Origin of the sequence: Rathayibacter sp. AY1C5, from assembly GCF_002931705.1 — a bacterium.
Lineage (GTDB): Bacteria > Actinomycetota > Actinomycetes > Actinomycetales > Microbacteriaceae > Rathayibacter.
In genome coordinates this window covers 1-25236 of the sequence record NZ_PSWD01000028.1, presented here as the reverse complement: position 1 = coordinate 25236, position 25236 = coordinate 1, and the positions used below count along the sequence as shown (strand labels likewise).

The following is a 25236-nucleotide window of genomic DNA, read 5'->3' as shown; positions in this document are numbered from 1 at the left end:
GGCTCAGAACACCTCGGGCGCCGCTCCGATCGTCGCGATCGGCGCCGCGAGCGCCACGCCGGAGCCGTCGCGCTTCATCCCGGAGTCGGGCAGCGCGGCGACCGAGCCGTCGGCCTCGAGCGCGTGCGCGGGACCGGGGCCGACCCACGCCACTCCGAGGGCGGTCTCGCCCTTGAGGAAGCGCTGCGCACGGACTCCGCCGGTGGCCCTGCCCTTGGCGGGGAACTCCGAGAACGGCGAGACCTTCGCACTGCCGGTGTCGGTCCCCGAGAGGGCCCAGCTGTCGACGGCGACCGTCGCGACGACGGCCTCGTCCCGGTCCTCGGCGGCGACGACGGCGAAGTGCACGACGTCGTCGGTCTCGGCCAGCTTGACCCCGGCCATCCCCGCGGCGGTCCGGCCCTGAGGGCGGACGGCGGACGCGGGGAAGCGCAGCAGCTGGGCCTCGCCGGTGACGAAGACCAGCTCGTCCTCCTCCGCCGACGCGGCCGCGCCCACGACGGCGTCCTTCGGCTTCAGGGCGATGAGCTCGATGTCCGGGCGGTTGGGCAGCTCGCCCGGCGCGACGCGCTTGACGACGCCCTGCTGGGTGCCGAGCGCGATCGGCCGCTCGTCGTCGAGGGCGACGAGCGCGAGCACCCGCTCGTCCTTCGCCAGGTGCGGGAGGTAGTCGCTCATGCGCACGCCCGCGCCCAGCTGCACCGAGGAGGAGGGGACGGCGGGCACGTCGACCGGCGAGAAGCGGAGGAGCCGACCGGCGCTGGTGACCGCGCCGATCTCCGTCCGGCTGGTCGTGTCGAGCACGCTGAGGACGGCGTCGTGCTTCGAGCGGCGCGTGGCGCGCTCGGGGTGGGGAGCGGCCTCGGGGTCGCGGTCGACCCGCACCATGCGGCCGGTGGTGCTCAGCAGCACCCGGCAGGGCACGTCCGCGATCTCGAGCACCGCGGCGGCCTTCCGCCCGGTGGTGGCGACGGAGGGACGCGCCTCGGTGAGCAGGGTGCGCCGCGGGGTCCCGAGGCGCTGGGCGACCTCGTCGAGCTCGTCCGAGACCAGCTCGTCGATCCGTGAGCGGCTGGCGAGGAGGGCCTCGAGCTCGGCGATCTCGGCGAGGAGGGTGTCGCGCTCGGTCTCGAGCTCGATGCGCGAGAACTTCGTGAGGCGGCGGAGCTGGAGCTCGAGGATGTAGTCGGCCTGCAGGGTGCTGAGGTCGAAGACCTCGATCAGCCGGGCCCGCGCCGCCGCGGTGTCGTCGCTCCCGCGGATCAGCTGGATGACCTCGTCGATGTCGAGGATCGCGATGAGCAGGCCCTCGACCAGGTGCAGCCGCTCCTGGCGCTTGCGCAGTCGGTAGCGGGTCCGCCGGGTGACGACCTGCACCCGGTGGCCGATGTAGACCTGCAGCAGCTCCTTCAGGCCGAGGGTGCGCGGGCCGCCGTCGACCAGCGCGACGTTGTTGATCGAGAACGCGTCCTCTAGGGGCGTGTAGCGGTAGAGCTGCTCGAGGACGGCCTCCGGGCTGAAGCCGGTCTTGATCCCGATGACGAGCCGGAGGCCGTTGTCCCGGTCCGTCAGGTCGGTGACGTCCGAGATGCCGCTGAGCTTCTTGTTCTGGACGCCGTCCTTGATCTTGTCGATGACCTTCTCGGCGCCGACGAGGTAGGGCAGCTCGGTGACGACCAGGCCGGACTTGCGCGCGGTGATGCTCTCGACCGAGACGCGCGCGCGGGTCTTGAAGCCGCCCCGGCCGGTCGCGTAGGCGTCGCGCACGCCGGCGAGGCCGACGATCGTGCCACCGCTCGGGAAGTCCGGTCCGGGGACGAACGACATCAGGTCGTCCAGGGACGCGTCGGGATGGGCGATCAGGTGCCGGGCCGCCCCGATCACCTCCACGAGGTTGTGGGGCGCCATGTTCGTCGCCATGCCGACGGCGATGCCGCTGGCCCCGTTGACCAGCAGGTTCGGGAACGCGGAGGGGAGGACCTCGGGCTGGTCGTGCGAGTTGTCGTAGTTCGGGACGAAGTCGACGACGTCCTCGCCGAGGTGCTCGGTCATGGCCGTGGCGGCCGGGGCGAGGCGGGCCTCGGTGTAGCGGGCCGCGGCCGGGCCGTCGTCGAGGGAGCCGAAGTTGCCGTGGCCGTCGACGAGGGCGACCCTCATCGTGAACGGCTGGGCGAGGCGGACGAGGGAGTCGTAGATCGAGGCGTCGCCGTGCGGGTGCAGCTTGCCCATCACCTCGCCGACCACGCGGGCCGACTTCACGTGGCCGTGATCGGGCCGCAGCCCCATCTCGCTCATCATGTAGAGGATCCGGCGCTGCACCGGCTTGAGGCCGTCGCGGGCGTCGGGCAGGGCCCGCGAGTAGATGACCGAGTACGCGTACTCGAGGAAGGACCCCTCCATCTCGGCCGAGACGTCGACGTCCTCGATGCGCTCGGTGAGCGAGGATCCGGAGGAGGGGGCTGCAGCGTTCATGACTCGATTCGGTGGCGGGCGCGGGGCGGCGGCGGGGGACTGCACCGCCCTGCGGCGCTCGACGGGACGGGCGGAGCGGAGACGGCGCCTCGCGGACGGGACCGGCCCTCCCGTTCACGCGGACGCTCCGCCGCACCGGCCCGGCGGGGACGGCGGCGCTGTGCGAAACTGGGCGCGATGACCCACATGCTACCGCCAGCCCCCGACGGGCGGCGGAGCCTCGCCGACGTCCTGCCGGGCGCCCTCGACGCGCTCCTGGGCCGCCCCGGCCTCTTCGGCTCGCCCCGCGTCGAGCGGATCGTGATCGTCCTCGTCGACGGCCTGGGTGCCGCGAACCTCCGCCAGCGCGGGGGCCACTCGCGCACGCTCGCTCCGGCCCTCAACCGCGCCACCACGCTCGTCTCGGGCTTCCCGACGACCACCGCGGCGGCCCTGGCGAGCCTGACGACGGGCCTGCGCCCGGGCGGGCACGGGATGGTCGGCTACCGCGTGCTCGACCGCGCCTCCGACCGCCTGGTCAACCAGCTCTCCGGCTGGGACGAGGGCATGGTGCCCGAGACGTGGCAGCCCCACCCCACGGTCTTCGAGCAGGCCTCGGCCGCCGGTGTCCGGGCCGGAGTGATCGGCCCCGCGCGGTACGCCCGCTCCGGTCTCACGCGGGCGATCCTGCGCGGCGCCGAGTACCACTCCGCCGGCGGCGTCGCCGAGCGCTTCACGGCGGCGCGCGCCCTGCTCGACGAGGGCGGCCGGCAGCTCGTGTACCTCTACGTCCCCGAGCTCGACCAGGCGGCGCACGCGCGCGGCTGGGAGTCGCCGGAGTGGACGGCAGCGCTCGAGCTCCTGGACGGGGAGGTCGGCGGAGCGGTCCGCGGGCTCTCCGCCCGCGAGAGCGTGCTGGTCACCGCCGACCACGGCATCGTGGACGTTCCGGCGTCCTCGCACGTGCTCGTCGAGCGGGGACCGCTGCTCGAGGGCGTCCGGCACCTCGGCGGAGAGCCCCGCTGCCTGCAGCTGCACCTCGAGCCGGGTGTGGACCCCGACGAGGTGGCGCGGCGCTGGATCGAGGCGGAGGGCGCACGCGCCTGGATCGCGACGCGCGACGGGGTCGCTGCGAGCGGCTGGTTCGGCGAGGTCTCGCCGGCGGCGGCCGAGCGGATGGGCGACGTGTTCGTCGCGGCACGGAGGACCATCGCCTACTACGCGGCGGACGACTCCTCCGGCCGCTCGATGATCGGCCAGCACGGGTCGCTCACGCCGGAGGAGACGCAGGTGCCGCTCCTCCGCTTCGGCGGGCTGGCCTGAGCCGGGCCGGAGGGACGGGGGGCACCGTCCGCCCCGGCGGAGCCGCGCCGGCGGAGGGTCAGTCGTCGCTGCGCGCTCCGAAGACGATCTCGTCCCAGCTCGGCATCGACGCCCGCCCCCGGCGGAGGCTCCCGCGCACGCCCGACGGCTGCTCGGGGACCGGGGGAGCGGTGCGCGGCGGCTCCGGTGCCTTCTCGACCGGAGGAGCGGCCTCGGCCTCGGGCTCCGGCTCCTCGCGGACGCGGAGGCTCGAGGCGTGATCGCGCTCGCCCCGGCGGCGCCGCAGGGCGTCGAGCAGGTCGGCGGTGTCGTTGAGGTTGCGCTCGCGCTGCTCCGTCGTGCTCGTGACGGGGCGGGGGAGCGTCGAGATCGGGCGCGGGGTCTCGGAGAGGGCCGGCTGCGGTTCCGTGTCGGAGGGGCGGACGGCGGCCGGCCGGGCGTGCGGCATCGCGGCGGGGCGGCCGGCGGTGGGGTGGTCGGCCCGGGCGGAGCGGCTCGGCGCCTCCGCGGACTCCGTGTCGAAGCGCGTGGCGAGCTCGTCGACGGCGGCGGGGATGACGGCGCGCAGGCGCGGGATGAGGGTCGGCCGGATCTCACCCTGCTGCGAGAGCGTGATCGCCTCGGAGGTCAGCGGCGACAGCAGCGCCTTCCGCGGGTCGAAGCGCCAGCGGGCGTCGTGGTCGATCTCGTCCGAGCGGAAGAGGAGCTTGACGACCCAGCCCTCCTCCTCCTTCCAGCTCGACCACTGCTCGCCCTCGGCGCCGAGCGACGCGAGGCGGTCGCGGATGACGTCGCCGAAGGGCGTGCCCTCCTCGAGGGGATCGGGGTCGGTGGTCGTGTAGACGCGCACGGCGAGAGCGGACGCGACGATGTGCTCGCGCTCGGCCGTGACGGGTCCCTCGAAGCGCTGGACGTAGCCCAGGTCGGCGCCCGTGAGCTCGGCGACCTCCTCGGCGGAGAGCCCGGAGCGGATGTGGGCCTGGATCTCGCGGGGGGAGACGCGCTTCTCGCGCGGCGGGAGGGTGTGGACCCGCGGCCGCAGCTGGCTCTGCAGCGTCTCGTCGATGCGGACCGAGAAGCGCTCGCCGCCCTCGGACACGAGGACGAGCGATCCGCCCTCGACGCCGATCACCTTCAGTTCCATCATCGTGGGGACCCTCCTTCTGGACGCGGACCGGGCAAGGATGCCACGCGCCCGGGCGATCGGCCGGGAATACCCCGGGCGGGTCGAAAGTTGGTGCGGAAGGAGGCGGGGCGAGCGGGTGTCAAGAGCCGTTCGAGGTGGTTTGCGAATCGATGCGTCGTGATGCACACTGACCCCGCCGATTTGTTGAACAGCAGAAATAAGAAGTGGATGGGAATGGCTACGGACTACGACGCCCCCCGCAAGACCGATGACGACTCCGAGTCGATCGAGGCCCTGAAGGAGCGAGTCCCCGACAAGATGTCCGGAGTCGTCGACGTCGATGACGCCGACAACCCGGGCGGATTCGAACTGCCCGGTGCCGATCTGTCCGACCTCGATCTGGACGTCGTGGTCCTTCCGCCCCAGGCGGACGAGTTCACGTGCGTGAGCTGCTTCCTCGTGAAGCACCGCTCGCAGATCGACCACGAGGAGAAGCTCGGACCGATCTGCCTGGAGTGCGCCGCTTAAGCGCCTCCCGGCTCCGAAGGACGACCGCTCCGTCGCCGTGATCCCCGGATCGCGGCGACGATGTCGTCCGGGCGGCGGGTGGAGACCAGCCAGTACGGCGTCGGGTCGGCCGGATCCTCGATCGGGACCCGCACCACCTCCTTCACCCAGCCGCGGATGACCAGGTACGCCCGCGCGTCCAGGCGCGTCCCGCGCTCGGCGAACGCCTGGTCCCCCGAGTAGGAGGACGGCTCGCCCACGAGGTCCAGCGGGATGTGCGCGCGGCCGGCGCGCAGCTCACCCTCCGCCACCTCGATCACGGGGGAGAGGGCCAGCAGCGACAGCACGCAGCCCGCGTACAGCACGACCGCGACGATCACCCCCACCGCGAGGTCGATGGGCGCGAACACCAGGATGCTGGCGGGGATCACGAGGGCGGTGGCGACGAAGAGCCAGGGCGCGGGCCACAGCCTCTCTCGGTAGGACGGCATGACCCTATTGGATCAGACGTTTGGTCTACCCTCGTCACGTGCCTGCAACCGTCGACGTCCCGATCACCGCGGACCGGCTCCCCTCCTACGCCCGTCCGGGCGACGCGGGAGCCGATCTCCACTCGACGGAGGACGTGGTGCTCGCCCCCGGTGAGCGCGCCTCCGTCGGCACAGGGGTGGCCGTCGCCCTCCCGGAGGGCCACGCCGGCTTCGTCGTCCCCCGCAGCGGGCTGGCCTTCAGGCACGGCATCACCGTCGTCAACGCCCCCGGAACGATCGACGCGGGCTACCGCGGTGAGATCCGGGTGGCGCTGCTGAACACCGACAGCCGCGAGACGTACCGCGTCTCGGCGGGGGACCGGATCGCGCAGCTCGTGATCGTCCCCGTCGTCCAGGCGAGGTTCACGGCCGTCGACGAGCTTCCCGAGTCGGTCCGCGGAACGGGCGGCTTCGGATCCACCGGGTACGCCGCCGGCGCCCAGGAGACCAGAATCCACGAGGAGAGCGCATGAGCGACATCCAGCCCACGGCCGGCGAGGCCGCCGAGCCCGTCCAGCAGGACTTCGAGAAGTCGGCGCCGGAGGACCGCGCGGAGGCCGGGCCCCTGGACGAGCGCGAGGCCAACCCGGTCCGCCCCTACATCGACCTCGGCGGGGTGAAGGTGCTTCCCCGCGAGGGCATGCACATCCGTCTCGAGGTCGAGGAGGGGACCAAGCGCGTCATCGCCGTCGGCCTCGACTACGCAGGGTCGACGCTGCAGGTGCAGCCCTTCTCCGCGCCGCGCTCCTCGGGCCTCTGGCACGAGATCCGCGGCCAGATCGCCGAGCAGATCGGCCGTCAGGGCGGATCGACGACGGAGCGCGACGGCGTCTTCGGTCCGGAGCTCGTCGCCGAGCTCCCGATCGCCGGCGGCCAGACCCGCGTCGCCCGGTTCGTCGGCGTCGACGGTCCGCGCTGGTTCCTCCGCGGTGTGATCGCCGGAGCCGGAGCCGTCGACGAGCAGGCGGCCGCCTCGGTCGAGGAGCTCTTCCGCAGCATCGTCGTGGTCCGCGGCAGCGGCCCGATGCCTCCGCGCGACCTGATCCCGCTGAAGGTGCCGACCGGCAGCCAGACCCAGCAGAGCGCGAGCTGACCGGCATGGAGCCGGTGCGGCCCGAGGACCCGGCCCGATCGGAGGAGCCGGTCCGGCCCGAGGTGGGCGACGCGATCGCGCAGGCCGCCCGCCGCTCGGGACTCGGCGCGGTCGCCGACGGCGAGCCGTTCGACGGGAAGGCGCTGCTGCGCACCATGGGCGGCGTCCGGGGGATCCTCGAGGCCGTCGTGCCCGGCATAGCCTTCGTCCTGCTCTACACGGTCACCTCGGAGCTCGTGCTCTCGCTGGTCGCATCCGTCGGGCTCGCCGTGGCGTTCACGGTGGCGCGGGTGCTCGGCCGGACGCCGGTGATCCAGGCCGTCGGCGGACTGCTCGCCGTGGTGGTCTCGGCCGCACTGGCGCTGTTCACCGGGCGGGGCGTCGACAACTTCGCCCTGGGGCTGCTCACCAACCTCGTCTACGGGCTCGTCTTCCTCCTCTCCGTCCTCGTGCGCTGGCCCCTGATCGGCGTCGCCGCCGGCTTCCTGATGGGGGACGGCACCGCCTGGCGATCCAATCGGCGCAAGCGCCGCCTCTTCGGCGCCCTGACCCTCGCGTGGGCGGGGCTCTTCCTCCTGCGCCTGGCCGTGCAGTACCCGCTGTTCCTCGCCGAGGACACCACGGCGCTGGGCATCTGGAAGCTGGCGCTCGGCCTGCCCCTGTACGCGCCGCTGCTGGTGCTCACCGTGCTCGCCGTCCGGGCCGAGTACCGCGGAGCCGGCGAGCGCGCCGATGCGGGCGATGCTCCGGATCGTGCATAGAATTGTCTCGACGTCGAGATAAATAGCGCTCGCCTCCCCGCACCGTCGCGGCGAGGTCGACCGGGCGCCTCGGCGTCGAGGAGTTAGGTCCTCCTTGGTGGCAGGCCGCTGTGCGCGGTCGTCAAGATGAGGACGGAGAGCGGCTCCGCCCGTCGGCGGACGCTGCAGTCAGCGAAGGAGAGGGCGACGTGTCCGCGGTAGACAGCTTTGGATCGAAAGACACCCTGAAGGTCGGCTCGACCGACTACGAGGTGTTCCGCATCGACCGGGTCCCCGGTCACGAGAAGCTCCCGTTCAGCCTCAAGGTGCTGCTCGAGAACCTCCTCCGCACGGAGGACGGCGCGAACATCACCGCCGACCACATCCGCGCCCTCGGCGAGTGGGTCCCGGAGTCGGAGCCCGACACCGAGATCCAGTTCACGCCGGCCCGCGTGGTCATGCAGGACTTCACCGGCGTGCCCTGCATCGTCGACCTCGCCACGATGCGCGAGGCCGTCGCTGCCCTGGGCGGCGACGCGAACCGGATCAACCCGCTCGCGCCCGCCGAGATGGTCATCGACCACTCCGTCATCGCCGACCTCTTCGGCACCGAGGACGCGCTCGAGCGCAACGTCGAGCTCGAGTACGAGCGCAACGGCGAGCGGTACCAGTTCCTCCGCTGGGGCCAGACCGCCTTCGACGACTTCAAGGTCGTCCCGCCCGGAACCGGCATCGTGCACCAGGTCAACATCGAGTACCTGGCCCGCGTCACCATGACCCGCGAGGTGGGCGGTGCGCTGCGCGCCTACCCCGACACCTGCGTCGGCACCGACTCGCACACGACGATGGTCAACGGCCTCGGCGTGCTCGGCTGGGGCGTCGGCGGCATCGAGGCCGAGGCCGCGATGCTCGGCCAGCCCGTCTCGATGCTCATCCCGAAGGTCGTCGGCTTCAAGCTCACCGGCTCGATCCCGACCGGCGTGACCGCGACGGACGTCGTGCTCACCATCACGCAGATGCTGCGCAAGCACGGCGTGGTCGGCAAGTTCGTCGAGTTCTACGGGGCCGGCGTCGCCGCGGTGCCGCTCGCCAACCGCGCCACCATCGGCAACATGAGCCCCGAGTTCGGCTCCACCGCCGCGATGTTCCCCATCGACGACGTGACCCTCGACTACCTGCGCCTCACCGGCCGCAGCGACGAGCAGATCGCCCTCGTCGAGCAGTACTCCAAGCTGCAGAAGCTCTGGCACGACCCCGCGGTCGAGCCGGTCTTCAGCGAGTACCTCGAGCTCGACCTCGGCACCGTCGTCCCCTCGATCGCCGGCCCGAAGCGCCCGCAGGACCGGATCGAGCTCTCGTCCGCCAAGACGCAGTTCGAGTCGGACCTCACCAACTACGCGGACGTCTCGCACGACATCGTCGACCTGACCATCGCGGAGTCGTTCCCCGCCTCCGACCCCGGAGAGCTGCAGCCGCAGGACGAGCACAGCAGCCACGAGCACACCCACCGCTCGCACGCGCCGGCGACCGCCTCCAAGCCGACCACGGTCGAGCTCGGCGAGGGCGGGACCTTCACGATCGATCACGGCGCCGTCGCGATCGCGGCGATCACCTCGTGCACCAACACGTCGAACCCGTCCGTCATGCTCGCGGCCGGCCTGCTGGCCCGCAACGCGGCGCAGAAGGGCCTGAAGGCCAAGCCGTGGGTCAAGACCACGCTGGCGCCCGGATCGAAGGTCGTCACCGACTACTACGAGAAGGCCGGTCTGACCGAGTCGCTCGAGGCGCTCGGCTTCTACACGGTCGGCTACGGCTGCACGACCTGCATCGGCAACTCCGGCCCGCTGCTCGAGGAGATCTCGGCCGCGGTGCAGGACAACGACCTCGCCGTGACCGCCGTGCTCTCGGGCAACCGCAACTTCGAGGGCCGCATCAACCCGGACGTGAAGATGAACTACCTGGCGAGCCCCCCGCTCGTCATCGCCTACGCGCTCGCCGGCTCGATGAACTTCGACTTCGAGGTCGACGCGCTCGGCACCGACTCCGACGGCAACGACGTGTTCCTCAAGGACATCTGGCCCGACGCGGCCGAGGTGCAGGCGACGATCGACTCGTCGATCGACAAGTCGATGTTCGACACGCAGTACGCGGGCGTGTTCGACGGCGACGAGCGCTGGCGCGCGCTGCAGACCCCCGAGGGCTCGATCTTCGAGTGGGACGAGTCGTCGACCTACGTGCGGAAGCCCCCGTACTTCGACGGCATGACGATGGAGACGACCCCGGTCACCGACATCGCCGGTGCCCGCGTGCTCGCCAAGCTCGGCGACTCCGTCACGACCGACCACATCAGCCCCGCCGGCTCGATCAAGGCCGACAGCCCCGCCGGCCGCTACCTCGACGAGCACGGCATCGACCGCAAGGACTACAACTCCTACGGCTCGCGCCGCGGCAACCACGAGGTGATGATCCGCGGCACGTTCGCGAACATCCGCCTGCGCAACCAGCTGCTCGACGGCGTGGAGGGCGGCTACACCCGCGACTTCACGCAGCCGGACGCCCCGCAGTCGTTCATCTACGACGCGTCGCAGAACTACCAGGCCGAGGGCACCCCGCTCGTCATCCTGGGCGGCAAGGAGTACGGCTCCGGCTCGTCGCGCGACTGGGCGGCCAAGGGCACGAGCCTGCTGGGCGTCAAGGCGGTCATCGTCGAGAGCTTCGAGCGCATCCACCGCTCGAACCTCATCGGCATGGGCGTCGTCCCGCTGCAGTTCCCCGCGGGCGAGAGCTGGGAGTCGCTGGGCCTGGACGGCACCGAGTCGATCAGCATCTCGGGCATCGAGGAGCTGAACGAGGGCGTCACCCCCAAGACGGTCCACGTCGTCGCCGAGCCGACCGAGCACTCGGCCGAGGGCAAGCAGACCGTCGAGTTCGACGCGGTCGTCCGCATCGACACCCCCGGTGAGGCGGACTACTACCGCAACGGCGGCATCCTGCAGTACGTGCTGCGCTCGCTCGTCTAGATCAGCCGCAGAGCGTGTGCGCCTTCCCTGCGGGGGAGGCGCACACGCGTTCCCGGGGGCCCCGTGCGTAGACTCGGGAGACGTCCCCACCTCGCTCACGACCCCGGAAGGCGGCGCGCATGGCTGTTCTCGAGACCATCGGCGGTCCTCGCGATCTCGATCGCCTGACCGCGGCCGAGCTCGAGACGCTGGCGCAGGAGATCCGCGACTTCCTCGTGCGCGAGGTCTCGAAGACCGGCGGCCACCTGGGGCCGAACCTCGGCGTCGTCGAGACGACCATCGCGATCCACCGGGTCTTCGACTCGCCGCACGACGCGATCGTGTTCGACACCGGCCACCAGTCCTACGTCCACAAGCTGCTCACCGGTCGCCAGGACTTCTCGAAGCTCCGGCAGCGCGGCGGCCTCGCCGGCTACCCGCAGCGGAGGGAGTCGCCGCACGACATCGTCGAGAGCTCGCACGCCTCCAGCTCGCTGTCCTGGGCGGACGGCATCTCCCGCGCCTTCACGATGACCGGTCAGACCGACCGCCACGTCGTCGCGGTCGTGGGCGACGGCGCCCTCACCGGCGGCATGACCTGGGAGGCGCTGAACAACATCAGCGACGACAACTCCCGCGGGCTGGTCATCGTGGTCAACGACAACGGGCGCTCCTACGCCCCGACCATCGGCGGCATGGCCCGCTTCCTCAACGGCGTCCGCACGCGGCCGACCTACCGCACGATGCACCGCGGCTCCCGGGCCGTCTCGGAGCGGCTGGGCGGCCCCGCCGCCGCCGTCTACCGCGGCGTGCGCGGCGGGCTCCACGGCTTCCTCAGCCGCTTCATCAACAACGAGGCGCTCTACTCCAACCTCGACATCAAGTACCTGGGGCCGATCGACGGACACGACCTGACGGCGATGGAGGAGGCCCTCCAGCAGGCGAAGGACTACGGCCAGCCGGTCATCGTCCACGCGATCACCCAGAAGGGCAAGGGCTTCGGTCCGGCCGTGCACGACCTCGCCGACCAGTTCCACGCCGTCGGGCAGATCGACCCCGAGACGGGCGAGCCGCTGAGCGCGGCCGGGGCCCGATCGTGGACCTCGGTGTTCGCCGAGGAGATCGTCACCCTGGCCGACCAGGACCCGACGATCGTCGGCATCACGGCCGCCATGCTCCGGCCCGTCGGTCTCGACCGCCTCGCGGAGAAGTACCCGGAGCGCGTCTTCGACGTCGGCATCGCGGAGCAGCACGCCGTGACCTCGGCCGCCGGTCTCGCCTTCGGCGGGCTGCATCCGGTCGTCGCGCTGTACGCCACCTTCGTGAACCGCGCCTTCGACCAGGTCTTGATGGACGTCGCACTGCACCGAGCGGGCGTCACCTTCGTACTGGACCGCGCCGGAGTCACCGGGCCCGACGGTCCGAGCCACCACGGCATGTGGGATCTGGCGATCCTGCAGGTCGTCCCGAACATCCGCCTCGCCGCTCCGCGCGACTCCGTGCGTCTGCGCGAGGAGCTGCGCGAGGCCGTGGGCGTCACCGACGCGCCGACCGTGGTGCGCTTCTCGAAGGGGAGCGTCGGCGACGAGATCGACGCCGTCGAGCGGCTCGGCGACGGGGTCGACGTGCTCGCCCGCGCCGAGCGCAAGGACGTGCTGCTGGTCACGGTCGGGCCGATGGCCGCGATGGGTCTCGAGGTCGCTCAGCGGCTCGCGGCCCAGGGCATCGGAGCCACCGTCGTCGACCCCCGCTGGGTCGTGCCCGTGCCCACCAGCATCATCGAGCTCGCCCGCGAGCACCGCATCGTCGTCTCGATCGAGGACGGGGTGCGCGTCGGCGGGATCGGCACGCGCATCCGCCAGGACCTGCGCGAGGCCGGCGTGGACACCGCGGTGACCGAGCTCGGGCTGCCCGACCAGTTCCTCGACCACGCCAAGCGCGAGGAGATCCTCGAGGACGTCGGACTCACTCCCCAGCACATCGCTCGCGACGTCGTCGCGCAGGTGCTGGGCAGCAAGATCCCGGTCGCCCGTCCGCTCCCGGACGAGGTCGAGGCCCGGGACGACGCCCGCAGCGACTGATCGGCCGTCGGGACCCGTCCCTCAGGCGACGCGCGGAAGGGGCGCCGGATCCGATCCGGCGCCCCTTCCGCGTCACGGCACTCCGCGTCAGTCGACGCCGCGGATCGCGGGGTGGTGGAACGTGTCCCCGAACGCCCGCTCGCTCGCGCCGACCCGGTCGAGGTAGGGCGTGAGCCCGCCCATCTGGAACGGGTAGCCCGCGCCCAGGATCAGGCAGAGGTCGATGTCCTCCGCGGCGTGCACGACGTCGTCGTCCAGCATCCGCTTGACCTCGTCCGCGAGACCCGTCTCGACGCGCAGCCGCAGCTGCTCGGCCGTCATCGGCTCCGTGCCGCCGGAGACGATCGCGACAGCGCGCTTGTCGACGCCCTTCACCCGCCCCTTCGCGTCGCGCTCGAAGACGTGGCCGAGCTCGGCGAGGCGGTGCAGGTTGGGGCTGTCGAAGAAGCGGTCGGGGAACGCGGCGTGATGGGTGTCGAGCACGTGCGCGCCGACCTTGAGGCCCACCAGCTCGAGCAGCTCGAACGGGGTCATCGGCAGGCCGAACGGAGCCAGCGACTGCTCGACGACCTCGAAGGGACTGCCCGTGTCGACCGCGTGCATCGCCTCGCCCAGGACCTTCGCCAGCACGCGGTTCACCACGAAGCCCGGGGTGTCGCGTGTGATGACGGCGTTCTTCTTGAGCTTCGCGGCGGTGACCATCGCCGTCGAGAGGGTCTCGTCGTCGGTGTGCGGTGTCCGGACCACCTCGATCAGCGGCATGACCGCGACCGGGTTGAAGAAGTGGAAGCCGACGAGGCGCTCCGGGTGCTCCAGCCGCTCGCCGATGCGCTCGACGGAGAGGGACGAGGTGTTGGTCGCGAGCACCGCCGTGGGCGAGACGTAGCGCTCGATGTCGGCGAACACCTCCTGCTTCACCGACAGCTCCTCGAAGACCGCCTCGATCACCCAGTCGGCGTCGGCGAAGTCGGAGCGGTCGGTCGTGCCGGTGATCAGCGCGCGGAGGCGGTTCGCGTCGTCGGGGGAGACGCGTCCCTTCGCCAGCAGCGCGTCGATCTCGGCGCGGATGCCCGCGACGCCCTTGTCGACCCGCTCCTGGTCGAGGTCGGTGATGACCACCGGCACCTGGAGGCGGCGGAGGAAGAGCAGCGCGAACTGCGAGGCCATGAGGCCCGCGCCGACGACCCCGACCTTGGTGACGGGCTTGGCCAGCGCCCTGTCGGGCGCTCCCGCGGGACGCTTGGCGCGCTTCTGCACCAGATCGAACGCGTAGATGCTCGCACGGAACTGGTCGCCCGATATCAGGTCGGCCAGCGCCTCGTCCTCGGCGGCGAAGCCCTCCTCGCGCGTGGTGTTCTTCGCGGCCTTGAGCAGCTCCAGCGCGCGGTACGGAGACGCCGCGACCGTGCCGATCCGCGACTCCAGCTGCTTGCGCGCGATCGAGATCGCGACGTCCCACTTGACCAGCCGCTCCAGCTTGCCGGGCGCGTTCGGCCGCTCCACCTTCACGGAGCCGCCGATCACGCCGTCGGCCCAGCGGAGCGAGTCCTCGAGGAAGGCGGCGGGCGGGAAGATCGCGTCCGCGATGCCGAGGTCGAACACCTCCTGGCCCTTGAGCGTGCGGTTGTTCTTCAGCGGGTTCTCGACGACGACCTTGAGGGCGTTCTCGATGCCGATCAGGTTCGGCAGGAGCCACGCGCCGCCCCAGCCGGGGATGATGCCGAGGAAGACCTCGGGGAGCCCGAGCGCGGGGATGGAGGAGTCGACGGTGCGGTAGTCGGCGTTCAGGCCGATCTCGGTGCCGCCGCCCAGGGCGAGGCCGTTGATGAAGGCGAAGGACGGCACGCCCAGCTCGGCCAGCATCCCCAGCGTGCGGTGACCCAGGCGCGCCAGCTGGCGGCCGAGCTCACGGCTCGGGATGGCCCCGACCTTGCTGAGGTCGGCTCCCGCGGCGAGGATGAACGGCTTGCCGGTGATGCCGACCGCCTGGATCTCGCCGCGCGAGGCGCGCTCCTTCTGCGCCAGGAGGACGTCCGCCAGCTCGAAGAGCGACGCCGGCCCGAAGGTGTTGGGGCGGGTGTGGTCGCGGTCGTTGTCGAGCGTGATCAGGGCGAGCGTGCGGCCGCTGGGCAGCGGCACGTCGCGGACGTAGGAGTGGGTGACGACCTCGCCCTCGGCGAGGTCCACGAGGTTCTCGAATCCGTCGAGCATGGGTCAGCGTCCCTTCCGTCGTCCGCGCTTGCCGTCGTAGTGCGGGTTCTCCCAGATCACCGTGCCGCCCTGGCCGAGGCCGACGCAGAGGGCCGTCACGCCGTAGCGGACCTCGGGGTGCGACTCGAACTGCCGGGCCAGCTGGATCATCAGCCGGACCCCGGAGGAGGCGAGCGGGTGGCCGATCGCGATCGCTCCGCCGTACTCGTTGACGCGCGGGTCGTCGTCGTCGAGGCCGAAATGGTCGAGGAAGGAGAGCACCTGCACGGCGAACGCCTCGTTGAGCTCGAAGAGCCCGATGTCCTCGATGCCCAGGCCCGCCTTGCGGAGCGCCTTCTCGGTCGAGGGGACCGGGCCGATGCCCATGATCTCGGGCTCGACGCCGGCGTACGCGAAGCTCACCATCCGCATCTTCGCGGACAGGCCCAGCTCCTGCGCGGCGTCGGCGCTGGCCAGGAGTGACACCGTCGCTCCGTCGTTGAGCCCGGAGGAGTTGCCCGCGGTCACCCGGCCATGGGGGCGGAACGGGGTCCGCAGGCCCGCGAGGCCCTCGAGGGTCGTCTCGGGGCGCGGTGCCTCATCGGCGGTCGCGAGGCCCCAGCCCGCGGCGCTGCGCGTGGCGACGGGGACGAGGTCCGGCTGGATGCTGCCGGCGGCGTACGCGGCGGCGAGCTTCTGCTGGCTCCGCAGGGCGTAGTGGTCGGCGCGCTCCTTCGTCAGGTGCGGGAAGCGGTCGTGGATCCGCTCCGCCGTGCGGCCCATGTTGAGCGCGTCCTCGCCGACGAGGCGCTCGGAGAGGAAGCGCGGGTTGGGGTCGGCGCCGAAGCCCATCGGGTGCCGGCCCATGTGCTCCACGCCGCCGGCGAGGACCACGTCGTAGGCGCCGAACGCGATGCCGCCCGCGGTCGCGGTGACCGAGGTCATCGCTCCGGCGCACATGCGGTCGATGGCGAAGCCGGGCACCGACTTCGGCAGCCCTGCGAGCAGCGCTGCCGTGCGGCCGAGGGTCAGGCCCTGGTCGCCCTGCTGGGTGGTGGCGGCGATCGCCACCTCGTCCACCCGCTCCTTCGGCAGCGCGCCGTTGCGCTCCAGCAGACCGATCATCGCCTTGACGACGAGGTCGTCGGCTCGGGTCTGCCAGTACATGCCCTTCTCGCCGGCACGCCCGAACGGAGTACGGACTCCGTCGACGAACACGACTTCGGATCTCTCGGCCACAATGCCTCCCAGGAACTCACGGTCGCCGTCGATCGTAGGAACCGGCACCGCGCAGCCGGAATCCTTTGCCGCTTCCTACGAAGGGGTTTCGGTGCCCTCGGCCGGCGCTTGGGCCGCTTCGACAAACGCGGTGGCGATCGAGCCCGATGTGGCCTCGACCTGCCAGGCGCGGGCGCCGGCGCGGGTGAGCTCCGCGGCGACCGACTCCGCGGTCAGCGGCTCGGGCGGGTTCCAGGCCACCCGGCGCAGCAGCTCCGGCGTGAGCAGGTTCTCGACCGGGAGCGAGAGCAGCTCCGCGATCTCGGTGACCACGGCGCGTCCCGCCTTCAGACGGGCGTCGGCGGCCGGGTTGCGATCGCCCCACGCGCGCGGAGGGGGAAGCGTGTCGGCGGCAGGGCGGGTCGGGCTCGGCAGGTCCTCGGTCGTCGTCCCGCGCTCGATCGCGGCCCACCAGCGCTCGACCTCGCCGCGGCTGGCGCGGCCGGTGAAATCGCGGCGGCCCGAGAGCTGGCCGATGCTGGTCGGGATGTTGCGGGCGACCGCGATGATCGAGGAGTCGGGGATCAGGCGGCCGGGAGCGATGTCGCGCTCGCGGGCGAACGCGTCCCGGGCCAGCCAGAGCTCGCGCGCCACGGCGAGGGGGCGCGGGCCGCGGAGCGAGTGCATGCCGGAGAGGCGGCGCCACGGATCCGGCGGGACCGCCTTCGGGGCGCGCGCGAGCGTCGCCTCGAACTCCTCGCGGGCGATGCGCGTCTTCCGCGCGGCGATGAGCATCTCCTCCATGCGGTCGCGGAGGTCCACGAGGAGCTCCACGTCCTTCGCGGCGTAGACGAGCCAGCTCTGGGGGAGGGGGCGGGTCGACCAGTCGGCGGCCGAGTGCTCCTTGGCCAGGTGGATGCCGAGGAGGTCCTCGACGACGGCGCCGAGGCCCACCTTGGGCAGTCCGAGGAGCCGGGCGGCGAGCTCGGTGTCGAAGATCCGCACCGGGTCCAGGCCCACCTCGCGCAGGCAGGCGAGATCCTGGCTGGCGGCGTGGAGGACCCACTCCTCCTGGCCGATGACCGCCTGCAGGGCGTCCATCCGGCCGATGGCGGGGGGATCGAAGAGGAACGCGCCGGCGCCGCGCCGGTAGACCTGGATCAGGTACGCGCGCTGCGAGTAGGTGAAGCCGGAGGCGCGCTCGGCGTCGACGGCGACGGGGCCCTCGCCGGCGGCGAGGGCGTCGACCGCGGCGAGGAACTCGTCGGGCGTGGAGAGGACACGGTAATCAGTCACGGTTGTTCCGTCGGAAGGCGAGCGGGGTCACACCGTCGCTCGATACGGGCGGGAGACCCGCGAGCATGCACAACAGCTCCCCCCACCCTTCCACGTGAGCGGCGAGCTGCGCATCATCCGGGCTCCAGGAGGCGCGGATCTCGATCTGCGCACCGTCCCCCTGAGCGGCCAGCTCGCCGAAACCGGTGGAGAGCACCTTGGTGGCCGTGCCGGACGCGGCGGAATAGGAGGCGCCCCGCGCCCCGAGGGCGTCGATGAGCCAGGACCAGGCGACCTCGGCGAGGAACGGATCGGTGCCGATCTCGACCTCGAGCGGGGCCTGGGCGAAGCAGACGACACGGAAGGGGCCGCCCCACTGCTCGGGCTCCTCGGGGTCGTAGAGCAGGATGAAGCGCCCCGTGCCCAGCTCGGAGTCGCGTCCGTGCGCGTGCGGCGCGACGTCGCCCGACAGGGCGAGGGCCCAGGGCGCGAGACCCGACGGCGAGGCGATCTCGGACACGGTGAGCTCGGCGCGCGTGGCAGCGGCGCGGATCGACTCCGTCGCGACCCGGAACTCCTCGGGGAGCTGGGACGACGCTGGGAATTCGGGCACGGTCGCAGACTAGGGTTCCGACGCGCCCGGGACGCGGAGGCACGCCGGGTGGGCGGCTCTCAGCGCGTGCGGCTCCAGCGGGCGTAGACGGCCCCGGAATCGTCCGCGGCCAGGAGCGTCAGGGCGTAGGCGTCGTCGACGACGGCCGTGCCCGTCGCGACCGGGAGGCCCGGGAGGACCACGCGCGGCGAGGTGGTGAGGCACAGCTCGTCGACCCGGCCCGAGGCGAGGAACTGGCCCGAGAGCGAGGCGCCGCCCTCGCAGACGACGCGGTGCAGGCCGAGCCCGGCGAGAGCCTCCAGGAGCTCGTCGACGCCGATCCGCTCCGAGGAGGACGGGACCGGGACGACCTCGACGCCGGCGGGGAGCCCCTCCACCGCGCCGCGCGACTCCGGCACCAGCAGCAGGACCCGGGAGCCCTCCTGCAGCTCCAGGCGGTGCCCGGCGAGATCGCCCGAGGCGGAGACGACGGCGAGCGGGACCCGCCGGGGGACGCGGTAGCCCTCGGCGCGGACGCTCGCGGCTCCGACGAGGACGACGTCGGCCTGCTCGCGGACGACTCCGAGGATCGTGCGGTCGACGCGGTTGGTGAGCGTCTCGCTCGTGCCGTCGGAGCCGGTGCTGGAGCCGGTGACGCTCGCGATCATGTTCAGGCGCACGCGCACCGCCTCGTCGGGACGCCAGGCGTCCGCGACCGCCGCTCGCGCGCCCTCCTCGCCGATCACGATCGGCGGACCGGCGGGGACGAGCGGCCGGAGGATCATGCGGCCAGGTGCGCGCGGACCTGCCGCTTGGTACGGCCGAGCAGCGCGGTCATGCCGCGCAGGCGCAGCGGCGAGACCGCCTCCGAGAGGCCGATGGTCTGCGGGAAGTCGTCGGGAACGGCGAGCACCTGCTCGGGGGTGAGCCCGGCCAGGCCCTGCGCCAGGATCGACGCGAAGCCGCGCGTCGTGGGCGCCTCGCGGGGAGCAGTGGCGTGCAGGTGCACGATCCCGCCCTCCACATCGACGACGATGAAGACGGGCGCCTGGCACTCCTCCACGCGCTCGAAGAGGTCCGGGTGGTCGCGGTAGCGCTCGGGCAGGTCGGGGAGCTCGTTCGAGAACTCGAGCAGGAGCTGCAGGCGCTCCGGCTTCTCGAGGGCGAGGAACTCCTCGCGGATGTCGCGCAGAGCGTCGGGGAGCGTGGTGTCGGTCATCCGGTCCAGTGTCTCATTGGGGGAGGGGCGGGCGGTCGCAGCGGAGGCCGGGAGCCCGGATCCGGCCCGTCGACGGGCGGATCGGCGCTCCCGGCCTCCGTCGTGACGCGTCAGCGGGCCGCGGGGGCCTCGCCGGGCTCGGCGCCCTGCACGATCGGGACGCGGACGGCGCTGCCCCACTCGGTCCAGGAGCCGTCGTAGTTGCGGACGCCCTCGAAGCCGAGGAGGTGGGTCAGCACGAACCAGGTGTGGGCGGAGCGCTCGCCGATCCGGCAGTAGGCGATGACGGAGTCGCCGTCCTTCAGCCCCGCGCCCTCGCGGTAGATGCCGTTCAGCTCGTCGAGGGGGCGGAAGGTGCCGTCCTCGGCGGCGGCCCTGCCCCAGGGCACGTTCTGCGCGCTCGGGATGTGACCGGCGCGCAGGGCGCCCTCCTCCGGGTAGGCCGGCGCCGTGGTGCGCTGCCCGGTGAACTCCTCCGGGGAGCGGACGTCGATCAGCGGGTTGCCGAAGTGCGCGAGGACGTCGTCCTTGAAGGCGCGGATCTCGGCGTCGCTGCGTTCGACGACGGGGTACTCGGCGGGCTCCGGGGAGGAGGCGTCGGTGGTCGTCGGGCGGCCCTCCGCGAGCCACTTGTCGCGGCCGCCGTCGAGCAGACGGACGTCCTCGTGACCGAAGAGGGTGAAGACCCAGAGCGCGTAGGCGGCCCACCAGTTGTTCTTGTCGCCGTAGACGACGACGGTGGTGTCGCGGGCGATGCCCTTGCCGCCGACGAGCGCGGCGAACGCGGCGCCGTCGATGTAGTCGCGCTGCACCGGGTCGTTGAGGTCGGTGTGCCAGTCGATCTTGACGGAGCCGGGGATGTGGCCGGTCTCGTAGAGCAGGACGTCCTCGTCGGACTCGACGACGACGAGACCGGGAGTGCCGAGGTGCTGCTCGAGCCAGTCGGCGCTGACGAGCCGTTCGGGGTGCGCGTAGGAGGCGAACTTCGGCGACGGATCGGTTTCGACGGACAAGGAGGACCTCCAGGATGGTGCGCGGAGCGCGGGCGTGATTCCACGGCGGGCTACGCTGGAGCCCGCCCTTCAGCGACAGTACGCGTCCGCGGACGACGCCGCACGGAGGGCGCCGTAAGAGTTCGACACAGAACCGCGGCGGCTCCGTGCCCGGTGCGGCCGCCGCCACTGAGCGCACGGACCCCGCCGTGCGCAGGATGCGAGACGCGAGTGAGCCCCGACGACGTCCGATCGACGAGCAGCCTGACCGCCCGCTCGCCCCAGATCAGCGGGCACGAGATCGCGTCGACGCTGGTGCCCCCGCGCCAGTTCGAGGGCGCCACCTTCGAGAGCTACCGTCCCGACCCGGAGTACCCCTCGCAGGCCGACGCGGTGGAGGCTCTCCGCGCGTTCGCCGCCGGCGGCGGATCCAAGGGAGGCGGAGGCGGCTTCCTGGGCTTCGGCCGGAAGAAGGCCCCCGCGGTCAAGCCGGGCGTGTACCTCGACGGCGGCTTCGGCGTCGGCAAGACCCACCTGCTCGCGGCGATCTGGCACGCGGTGCCGGGCCGCACCTACTTCGGGACGTTCATCGAGTACACCGCGCTCGTCGGCGCGCTCGGCTACGCGGCGACCGTCTCTCTCCTCAAGGGCTCGGCGCTCCTGTGCATCGACGAGTTCGAACTGGACGACCCGGGCGACACGATGCTGATGACGCGGCTCCTCGGCGAGCTCGTCGCCTCCGGGACCCGCATCGCCGCGACCTCGAACACCCCGCCCAACGCGCTGGGCGAGGGGCGCTTCGCCGCAGCGGACTTCCTCCGCGAGATCCAGTCGATGGCCGCCCACTTCGAGACGATGCGGATCGACGGCACCGACTACCGGCGCCGCGACATCGAGGGCCACGCCGTGGTGCGCACCGACGAGGAGATCGACGCTCTCGTCGCCGCCGCCCCCGCCGGCTCCGTCGTCACCGACGACCCGTTCGCGGACGCCGTGCACCACCTGGGCACCGTGCACCCCTCCCGCTACATCAAGGTGATCGACGGCGTCGACACCATCGTGCTCCGGGGCGTCACCGCTCTGACCGACCAGACCGACGCCCTGCGCCTCGTGGCCTTCATCGACCGGGTCTACGACGCGCAGATCCCGGTCCTCGCCTCCGGGACGCCCCTCGACGAGGTCTTCGGCGGCGACATGCTGAGCGGCGGCTACCGCAAGAAGTACCTGCGCTCGATGTCGCGGCTCATCGCGCTCACCTCGATGGCGCCCCGCTCCTAGGGGCGGATCCGCTCTCCTCCCGGCGTTCCCGGGGTCGTCGTCGTGCCGTCCGCCAGCGCGCCGTAACGCGCTTTTTACACAGGGGCCTCGGCCGTAACCTCCGCGAAACGCGGTGCCTCACGGGACGAAACCTCGCGCCACCAGACTGTCGGCTACCCGAGGTGACCCGACACCCGCGTGTCTCCAGGCCGTGCTCCGACGCAGCGTCCTCGCTCCGGGCTTTTCTCTGCACACTCACGAGAGGTTCAACAATGGATCAAGGCAATACCGCGTTCCTGCTCATCGCAGCCGCGCTGGTCCTGCTCATGACCCCCGGGCTCGCCTTCTTCTACGGCGGCCTGGTGCGTGCGAAGAGCGTCATCAGCATGATGATGCTCAGCTTCGGAGCCATGGGCCTCATCGGGGTCCTCTGGGTCCTGTACGGCTACGCGATCGCGTTCGGCAACGGCCCGTCCGGCCCCGCGGGGACCGACACCTTCGTCGGCATCGACGGCGTCCTCGGCATCGACACCGCCCAGATCGGCCTGCAGGGCATCTACAACGACGCGCTCGGCGAGCAGACGTCGGCCTACCCGACGCTGGCCTTCGCCGCGTTCCAGGCGACGTTCGCGATCATCACCGTCGCGCTCATCTCCGGCGCCATCGCGGACCGCGCGAAGTTCGGCGCCTGGATGGTCTTCGCCGGCGTCTGGGCCACCGTCGTCTACTTCCCGGTCGCCTCGTGGGTCTTCAACTTCACCCTCGGCGACGACGCCACCGTCGTCGACGGCGGCTGGATCGCCTACGGCGTCGGCGCGATCGACTTCGCGGGCGGCACCGCCGTCCACATCAACGCCGGAGCGGCGGCCCTCGCCCTCGCCCTCGTGCTCGGCAAGCGCGTCAACTTCACCAAGGGCGCGCACCAGCCGCACAACCCGCCGTTCGTGCTCCTGGGCGCCGGACTGCTGTGGTTCGGCTGGTTCGGCTTCAACGCCGGCTCCGAGCTCGCCGCCGACGGCATCGCGGCCGTCGCCTTCCTCAACACCATCGCCGCTCCGGCCGCCGCGATCCTCGGCTGGCTCGTCGTCGAGAAGATCAAGGACGGCAAGCCCACCTCGATCGGCGCCGCCTCGGGCGCGGTCGCGGGCCTCGTCGCGATCACCCCGGCGTGCGCCAGCCTGTCGCCGTTCTGGGCGATCGTCCTGGGCGTCATCACCGGAGCCGTCTGCGCCCTGGCGATCGACCTCAAGTACCGCCTCGGCTACGACGACTCGCTCGACGTGGTCGGCGTGCACCTGGTCGGCGGCCTCATCGGAACGCTCTACATCGGCTTCTTCGGCACCGGCGTGGGCCTGTTCCTCACCGGCGACGCGAGCCAGCTCGGCAAGCAGGCCCTCGCGGCCTTCACCGTCCTCGCCTACTCCTTCGTCATGACGCTCCTCATCGGCTGGATCATCCAGAAGACGATGGGCTTCCGCGTGAAGAACGAGGACGAGATCGCCGGCATCGACACGGCCATCCACGGAGAGGCGGGCTACGTCCTGGCGGACTGACCCCCTAATCCGCAGCACCCGACGGGGTGCCGGCTCTCCGGAGCCGGCACCCCGTCGGCGCGTCCGGGCCGGGCGACCGCCGGGCGCGCCCCCGCGGGCGGGCGGCTGAGAATCCGGGCTAGGGTTCCGGGGTGCCCTCCTCGCGCTCGGTCGTGTCCCTGCTCCTCCGACTCCTCGGCCGCGCGGTCGCCCCGCGGCCGGACGCCGGGCCCCGCCCGCAGCGCCCGTACCTGAGCACGACGGCGCCGACCCCGGGCGCGAGCGGAGTGGGCCGCACCGTCGAGGTCGACCCGTCGCGGCTCCGCGGGGTCCGCCTGGGCTACGCGCCCACGCCCGACGGCGACCCGGACCCGGGCGAGGTCGTCTGGACCTGGGTGCCGTACGAGGAGGACGACGGCCGCGGCAAGGACCGCCCGGTGCTCGTGCTCGCGGTCGAGAAGTCGGGGACGGTGCTCGCCGTGCGGCTGAGCTCGAAGGAGCACTCCGACTACCTGGCCGTCGGGACCGGCGGCTGGGACCCGGACGGGCGCCCCAGCTGGGTCGACCCGGAGCGCGTGTTCCGCGTGCACCCCGCCGGGATGCGTCGCGAAGGAGCAGCTCTGGAGCGTGCTCGGTACGACGCCGTCGCCCGGGTGCTCTCGGCGCGGTACGGCTGGCACTGAGCGCTCGACGTCGTCGAGCGGCCACGAGAGGTCGCCGCTGAGCGCCGCAGGGGAGATCCCTGCCCGTCGAACGAGGGCCGTGCTCCTCGGAGGAGGCGTCAGACCGGGTCGATCGGCACGAAGCCCGCGTACTTCGCGGCGCGGCCGTCCCCGGAGGACGTGCCGGTGAGCCTGCGCTGCACCCACGGCGCGACGTGCTGCCGGTAGTACTGCACGGTTCCGCCGCGCCGGATTGCGGCCTCGGGAGCGTCGGGCAGCGCGGCGGGCGGCGTGAGCCCGAGCGCCCGCAGGACCCGGTCGGCCACCCGCCGGTGCCCCCGCGGGCCGAGGTGCAGGCGGTCCTCCGACCACAGCTCCGGATCGGCGAAAGCGGGGTCGTGCCAGTTGTCGGCGACGACCACGTCGGTCCGGTGGCTCGTCCGACGCAGGACGGCGTCGGTCAGCGCGTCCCCGCGGCGGCGGATGAGCGAGCCGAGCGGGAGCCGCGGCGACGGATCGGCGCCGGCCAGGGCGATCAGCACGACGCCCTGCTCGTCGCAGCGCTCGAGAACGCGGAGGTAGGCGTCGGCGATCCGCTCGATGTCGGCCCGCGGGCGCAGCATGTCGTTGCCGCCGCCGTTGAAGGAGAGGTGGGTCGGACCCAGGGCGAGCGCGGGCTCGAGCTGCTCGGCGAGGATCGGCGCGATGAGGCGGCCCCGGATCGCGAGATTGGCGTACTCGATCCGCTCGCCCGTGGCCGCCGCCCATCCCGCGGCCGTCAGATCGGCCCAGCCGCGCGGGGTGCCGTCCGGCCGCTCGTCGCCGACGCCCTCGGTGAAGGAATCGCCGATCGCGACGTAGCGGACGGCCGTCATCGGCGGGTTCCGGAGGTGCGCATCGTGGCACTGTACCGCTCCGCGGCCGGGCTCAGGCGCGGCGCCTCAGCGGGGTGACCGGTGCCGAGCGGACGCTGCTGGGGCGGTCCGGCGTCGCGGCACCCGGCGCTGCGGCGAGCAGCTCCTCCTCGGGCCGGGTGCCGGGCCGGTGCTCGCGCTCGGGACGCGGGGCGGCCCGGAACCAGGCGGCCAGCGCGGAGGACCGGCGGTGCCTCCGGTGGTCGCGGTCCAGCTCGGCGGTGCCCCGGTAGCCGGAGCCCCGGGCGATGCGGTCGAGGCCGCCGAGAGCGACGGGGGTGCTCGCCATCAGGACGGCGGCCAGCTCGAGTCGGCGGAGGGCGAGGTGCTCGTCGAGGCCGAGCCCGTAGCAGCGGCGGAACCGCAGCCGCAGCAGCAGGGCGGGCATCCGCAGCTCGGCGGCGAGGTGGTGGACGGTGAAGCGCCGATCGAGGTAGCGCTCGTTGACGAGGGCGGCCGCCGCGATGGCGACGACGTCGAGCGGCCGCCCTCGTCAACGAGCGCTACCTCGATCGGCGCTTCACCGTCCACCACC

22 protein-coding genes are annotated in these 25236 nt (G+C 72.4%); 10 read left to right on the top strand and 12 right to left on the bottom strand.

Annotated features, from left to right (window positions below):
• Window positions 1-3: 3 nt before the first annotated feature.
• Window positions 4-2472 carry a DNA topoisomerase (ATP-hydrolyzing) subunit A gene (locus C5C57_RS15140; protein ID WP_104222110.1) on the bottom strand — a complete coding sequence of 823 codons (2469 nt, stop codon included), beginning with the start codon at window positions 2470-2472 and terminating at the stop codon, window positions 4-6.
• Between the two features lie 177 nt (window positions 2473-2649).
• Here C5C57_RS15140 and C5C57_RS15135 point away from each other — a divergent pair, with 177 nt between their 5' ends.
• On the top strand, window positions 2650-3774 hold the full coding sequence (locus C5C57_RS15135; protein WP_258072759.1) for an alkaline phosphatase family protein: 1125 nt from the start codon (window positions 2650-2652) through the stop codon (window positions 3772-3774).
• A gap of 58 nt (window positions 3775-3832) precedes the next feature.
• Here the strand turns inward: C5C57_RS15135 and sepH are convergent, their stop codons facing one another.
• Window positions 3833-4921, bottom strand: coding sequence for a septation protein SepH (gene sepH, locus C5C57_RS15130; RefSeq protein ID WP_104232567.1), 1089 nt, complete (start codon window positions 4919-4921; stop codon window positions 3833-3835).
• A gap of 213 nt (window positions 4922-5134) precedes the next feature.
• On the opposite strand from sepH, the gene C5C57_RS15125 reads away from it, so the two are divergent.
• The gene (locus tag C5C57_RS15125) at window positions 5135-5428 is read left to right on the top strand and encodes a DUF4193 domain-containing protein (RefSeq protein WP_055792269.1); all 294 of its coding nucleotides are present in this window, start codon (window positions 5135-5137) and stop codon (window positions 5426-5428) included.
• Here C5C57_RS15125 and C5C57_RS15120 read toward each other — a convergent pair.
• Window positions 5425-5898 (bottom strand): DUF3093 domain-containing protein, encoded by a 474-nt coding sequence (locus C5C57_RS15120; protein ID WP_104232568.1) that lies wholly within the window; start codon window positions 5896-5898, stop codon window positions 5425-5427. The genes C5C57_RS15125 and C5C57_RS15120 overlap by 4 nt on opposite strands.
• Before the next feature lie 38 nt (window positions 5899-5936).
• On the opposite strand from C5C57_RS15120, the gene dut reads away from it, so the two are divergent.
• The 5 genes from dut (at window position 5937) to dxs (ending at window position 12850) form a co-directional block, all read left to right on the top strand.
• Window positions 5937-6410 (top strand): dUTP diphosphatase, encoded by a 474-nt coding sequence (gene dut, locus C5C57_RS15115; RefSeq protein ID WP_104222105.1) that lies wholly within the window; start codon window positions 5937-5939, stop codon window positions 6408-6410.
• Window positions 6407-7030 carry a DUF3710 domain-containing protein gene (locus tag C5C57_RS15110; RefSeq protein WP_104248032.1) on the top strand — a complete coding sequence of 208 codons (624 nt, stop codon included), beginning with the start codon at window positions 6407-6409 and terminating at the stop codon, window positions 7028-7030. The genes dut and C5C57_RS15110 overlap by 4 nt, the downstream gene beginning before the upstream one ends.
• Window positions 7031-7035: 5 nt before the next feature.
• A complete protein-coding gene (locus tag C5C57_RS15105; RefSeq protein ID WP_104297812.1) occupies window positions 7036-7791 on the top strand; it encodes a DUF3159 domain-containing protein in 756 nt (251 codons plus the stop codon).
• A gap of 188 nt (window positions 7792-7979) precedes the next feature.
• Entirely contained in the window at window positions 7980-10790 is a 2811-nt protein-coding gene (gene acnA / locus C5C57_RS15100; RefSeq protein ID WP_104267882.1) for an aconitate hydratase AcnA, read from the top strand.
• Window positions 10791-10909: 119 nt separating this feature from the next.
• The gene (dxs, locus tag C5C57_RS15095) at window positions 10910-12850 is read left to right on the top strand and encodes a 1-deoxy-D-xylulose-5-phosphate synthase (protein ID WP_104297811.1); all 1941 of its coding nucleotides are present in this window, start codon (window positions 10910-10912) and stop codon (window positions 12848-12850) included.
• 87 nt (window positions 12851-12937) lie between these two features.
• Here the strand turns inward: dxs and C5C57_RS15090 are convergent, their stop codons facing one another.
• From C5C57_RS15090 to C5C57_RS15060, 7 genes are all read right to left on the bottom strand, one after another.
• Window positions 12938-15061, bottom strand: coding sequence for a 3-hydroxyacyl-CoA dehydrogenase NAD-binding domain-containing protein (locus C5C57_RS15090; RefSeq protein WP_104297810.1), 2124 nt, complete (start codon window positions 15059-15061; stop codon window positions 12938-12940).
• A gap of 3 nt (window positions 15062-15064) precedes the next feature.
• A complete protein-coding gene (locus C5C57_RS15085) occupies window positions 15065-16279 on the bottom strand; it encodes a thiolase family protein (RefSeq protein WP_104250321.1) in 1215 nt (404 codons plus the stop codon).
• Between the two features lie 75 nt (window positions 16280-16354).
• Window positions 16355-17554: a ribonuclease D gene (locus C5C57_RS15080; RefSeq protein ID WP_104222092.1), complete on the bottom strand. Its 1200-nt coding sequence runs from the start codon at window positions 17552-17554 to the stop codon at window positions 16355-16357.
• Window positions 17547-18146 carry a DUF3000 domain-containing protein gene (locus C5C57_RS15075; RefSeq protein ID WP_104222090.1) on the bottom strand — a complete coding sequence of 200 codons (600 nt, stop codon included), beginning with the start codon at window positions 18144-18146 and terminating at the stop codon, window positions 17547-17549. Before C5C57_RS15075 ends, C5C57_RS15080 begins: the two co-directional genes overlap by 8 nt.
• Before the next feature lie 59 nt (window positions 18147-18205).
• Complete coding sequence (locus tag C5C57_RS15070; RefSeq protein ID WP_104222088.1) at window positions 18206-18910, bottom strand: dihydrofolate reductase family protein; 705 nt, start codon at window positions 18908-18910, stop codon at window positions 18206-18208.
• Entirely contained in the window at window positions 18907-19344 is a 438-nt protein-coding gene (locus tag C5C57_RS15065; RefSeq protein WP_104222086.1) for a SufE family protein, read from the bottom strand. The genes C5C57_RS15070 and C5C57_RS15065 overlap by 4 nt, the downstream gene beginning before the upstream one ends.
• 110 nt (window positions 19345-19454) lie before the next feature.
• Window positions 19455-20357: a sulfurtransferase gene (locus C5C57_RS15060; RefSeq protein ID WP_104297809.1), complete on the bottom strand. Its 903-nt coding sequence runs from the start codon at window positions 20355-20357 to the stop codon at window positions 19455-19457.
• Between the two features lie 210 nt (window positions 20358-20567).
• On the opposite strand from C5C57_RS15060, the gene zapE reads away from it, so the two are divergent.
• The 3 genes from zapE (at window position 20568) to C5C57_RS15045 (ending at window position 23808) form a co-directional block, all read left to right on the top strand.
• The gene (zapE, locus tag C5C57_RS15055; protein ID WP_104222082.1) at window positions 20568-21614 is read left to right on the top strand and encodes a cell division protein ZapE; all 1047 of its coding nucleotides are present in this window, start codon (window positions 20568-20570) and stop codon (window positions 21612-21614) included.
• 251 nt (window positions 21615-21865) lie between these two features.
• On the top strand, window positions 21866-23146 hold the full coding sequence (locus tag C5C57_RS15050) for an ammonium transporter (RefSeq protein ID WP_104222080.1): 1281 nt from the start codon (window positions 21866-21868) through the stop codon (window positions 23144-23146).
• A gap of 131 nt (window positions 23147-23277) precedes the next feature.
• On the top strand, window positions 23278-23808 hold the full coding sequence (locus C5C57_RS15045; RefSeq protein ID WP_167299028.1) for a type II toxin-antitoxin system PemK/MazF family toxin: 531 nt from the start codon (window positions 23278-23280) through the stop codon (window positions 23806-23808).
• A gap of 98 nt (window positions 23809-23906) precedes the next feature.
• Here C5C57_RS15045 and C5C57_RS15040 read toward each other — a convergent pair whose 3' ends face one another.
• Both C5C57_RS15040 and C5C57_RS15035 read right to left on the bottom strand, forming a co-directional pair.
• Window positions 23907-24662 (bottom strand): SGNH/GDSL hydrolase family protein, encoded by a 756-nt coding sequence (locus C5C57_RS15040; RefSeq protein WP_104297808.1) that lies wholly within the window; start codon window positions 24660-24662, stop codon window positions 23907-23909.
• A 52-nt stretch (window positions 24663-24714) separates the two neighbouring features.
• Window positions 24715-25089: a hypothetical protein gene (locus tag C5C57_RS15035; RefSeq protein WP_104297807.1), complete on the bottom strand. Its 375-nt coding sequence runs from the start codon at window positions 25087-25089 to the stop codon at window positions 24715-24717.
• Between the last annotated feature and the right edge of the window lie 147 nt (window positions 25090-25236).

Bases quoted from the DNA above. Each gene is read 5' to 3' on its own strand.
- C5C57_RS15140 (WP_104222110.1), bottom strand. From the start codon at position 2,472: ATGAACGCTGCAGCCCCCTCCTCCGGATCCTCGCTCACCGAGCGCATC.
- C5C57_RS15135 (WP_258072759.1), top strand. From the start codon at position 2,650: ATGACCCACATGCTACCGCCAGCCCCCGACGGGCGGCGGAGCCTCGCC.
- sepH (WP_104232567.1), bottom strand. From the start codon at position 4,921: ATGATGGAACTGAAGGTGATCGGCGTCGAGGGCGGATCGCTCGTCCTC.
- C5C57_RS15125 (WP_055792269.1), top strand. From the start codon at position 5,135: ATGGCTACGGACTACGACGCCCCCCGCAAGACCGATGACGACTCCGAG.
- C5C57_RS15120 (WP_104232568.1), bottom strand. From the start codon at position 5,898: ATGCCGTCCTACCGAGAGAGGCTGTGGCCCGCGCCCTGGCTCTTCGTC.
- C5C57_RS15110 (WP_104248032.1), top strand. From the start codon at position 6,407: ATGAGCGACATCCAGCCCACGGCCGGCGAGGCCGCCGAGCCCGTCCAG.
- C5C57_RS15105 (WP_104297812.1), top strand. From the start codon at position 7,036: ATGGAGCCGGTGCGGCCCGAGGACCCGGCCCGATCGGAGGAGCCGGTC.
- dxs (WP_104297811.1), top strand. From the start codon at position 10,910: ATGGCTGTTCTCGAGACCATCGGCGGTCCTCGCGATCTCGATCGCCTG.
- C5C57_RS15090 (WP_104297810.1), bottom strand. From the start codon at position 15,061: ATGCTCGACGGATTCGAGAACCTCGTGGACCTCGCCGAGGGCGAGGTC.
- C5C57_RS15070 (WP_104222088.1), bottom strand. From the start codon at position 18,910: ATGATCCTCCGGCCGCTCGTCCCCGCCGGTCCGCCGATCGTGATCGGC.
- C5C57_RS15065 (WP_104222086.1), bottom strand. From the start codon at position 19,344: ATGACCGACACCACGCTCCCCGACGCTCTGCGCGACATCCGCGAGGAG.
- C5C57_RS15050 (WP_104222080.1), top strand. From the start codon at position 21,866: ATGGATCAAGGCAATACCGCGTTCCTGCTCATCGCAGCCGCGCTGGTC.
- C5C57_RS15040 (WP_104297808.1), bottom strand. From the start codon at position 24,662: ATGACGGCCGTCCGCTACGTCGCGATCGGCGATTCCTTCACCGAGGGC.
- C5C57_RS15035 (WP_104297807.1), bottom strand. From the start codon at position 25,089: ATGCCCGCCCTGCTGCTGCGGCTGCGGTTCCGCCGCTGCTACGGGCTC.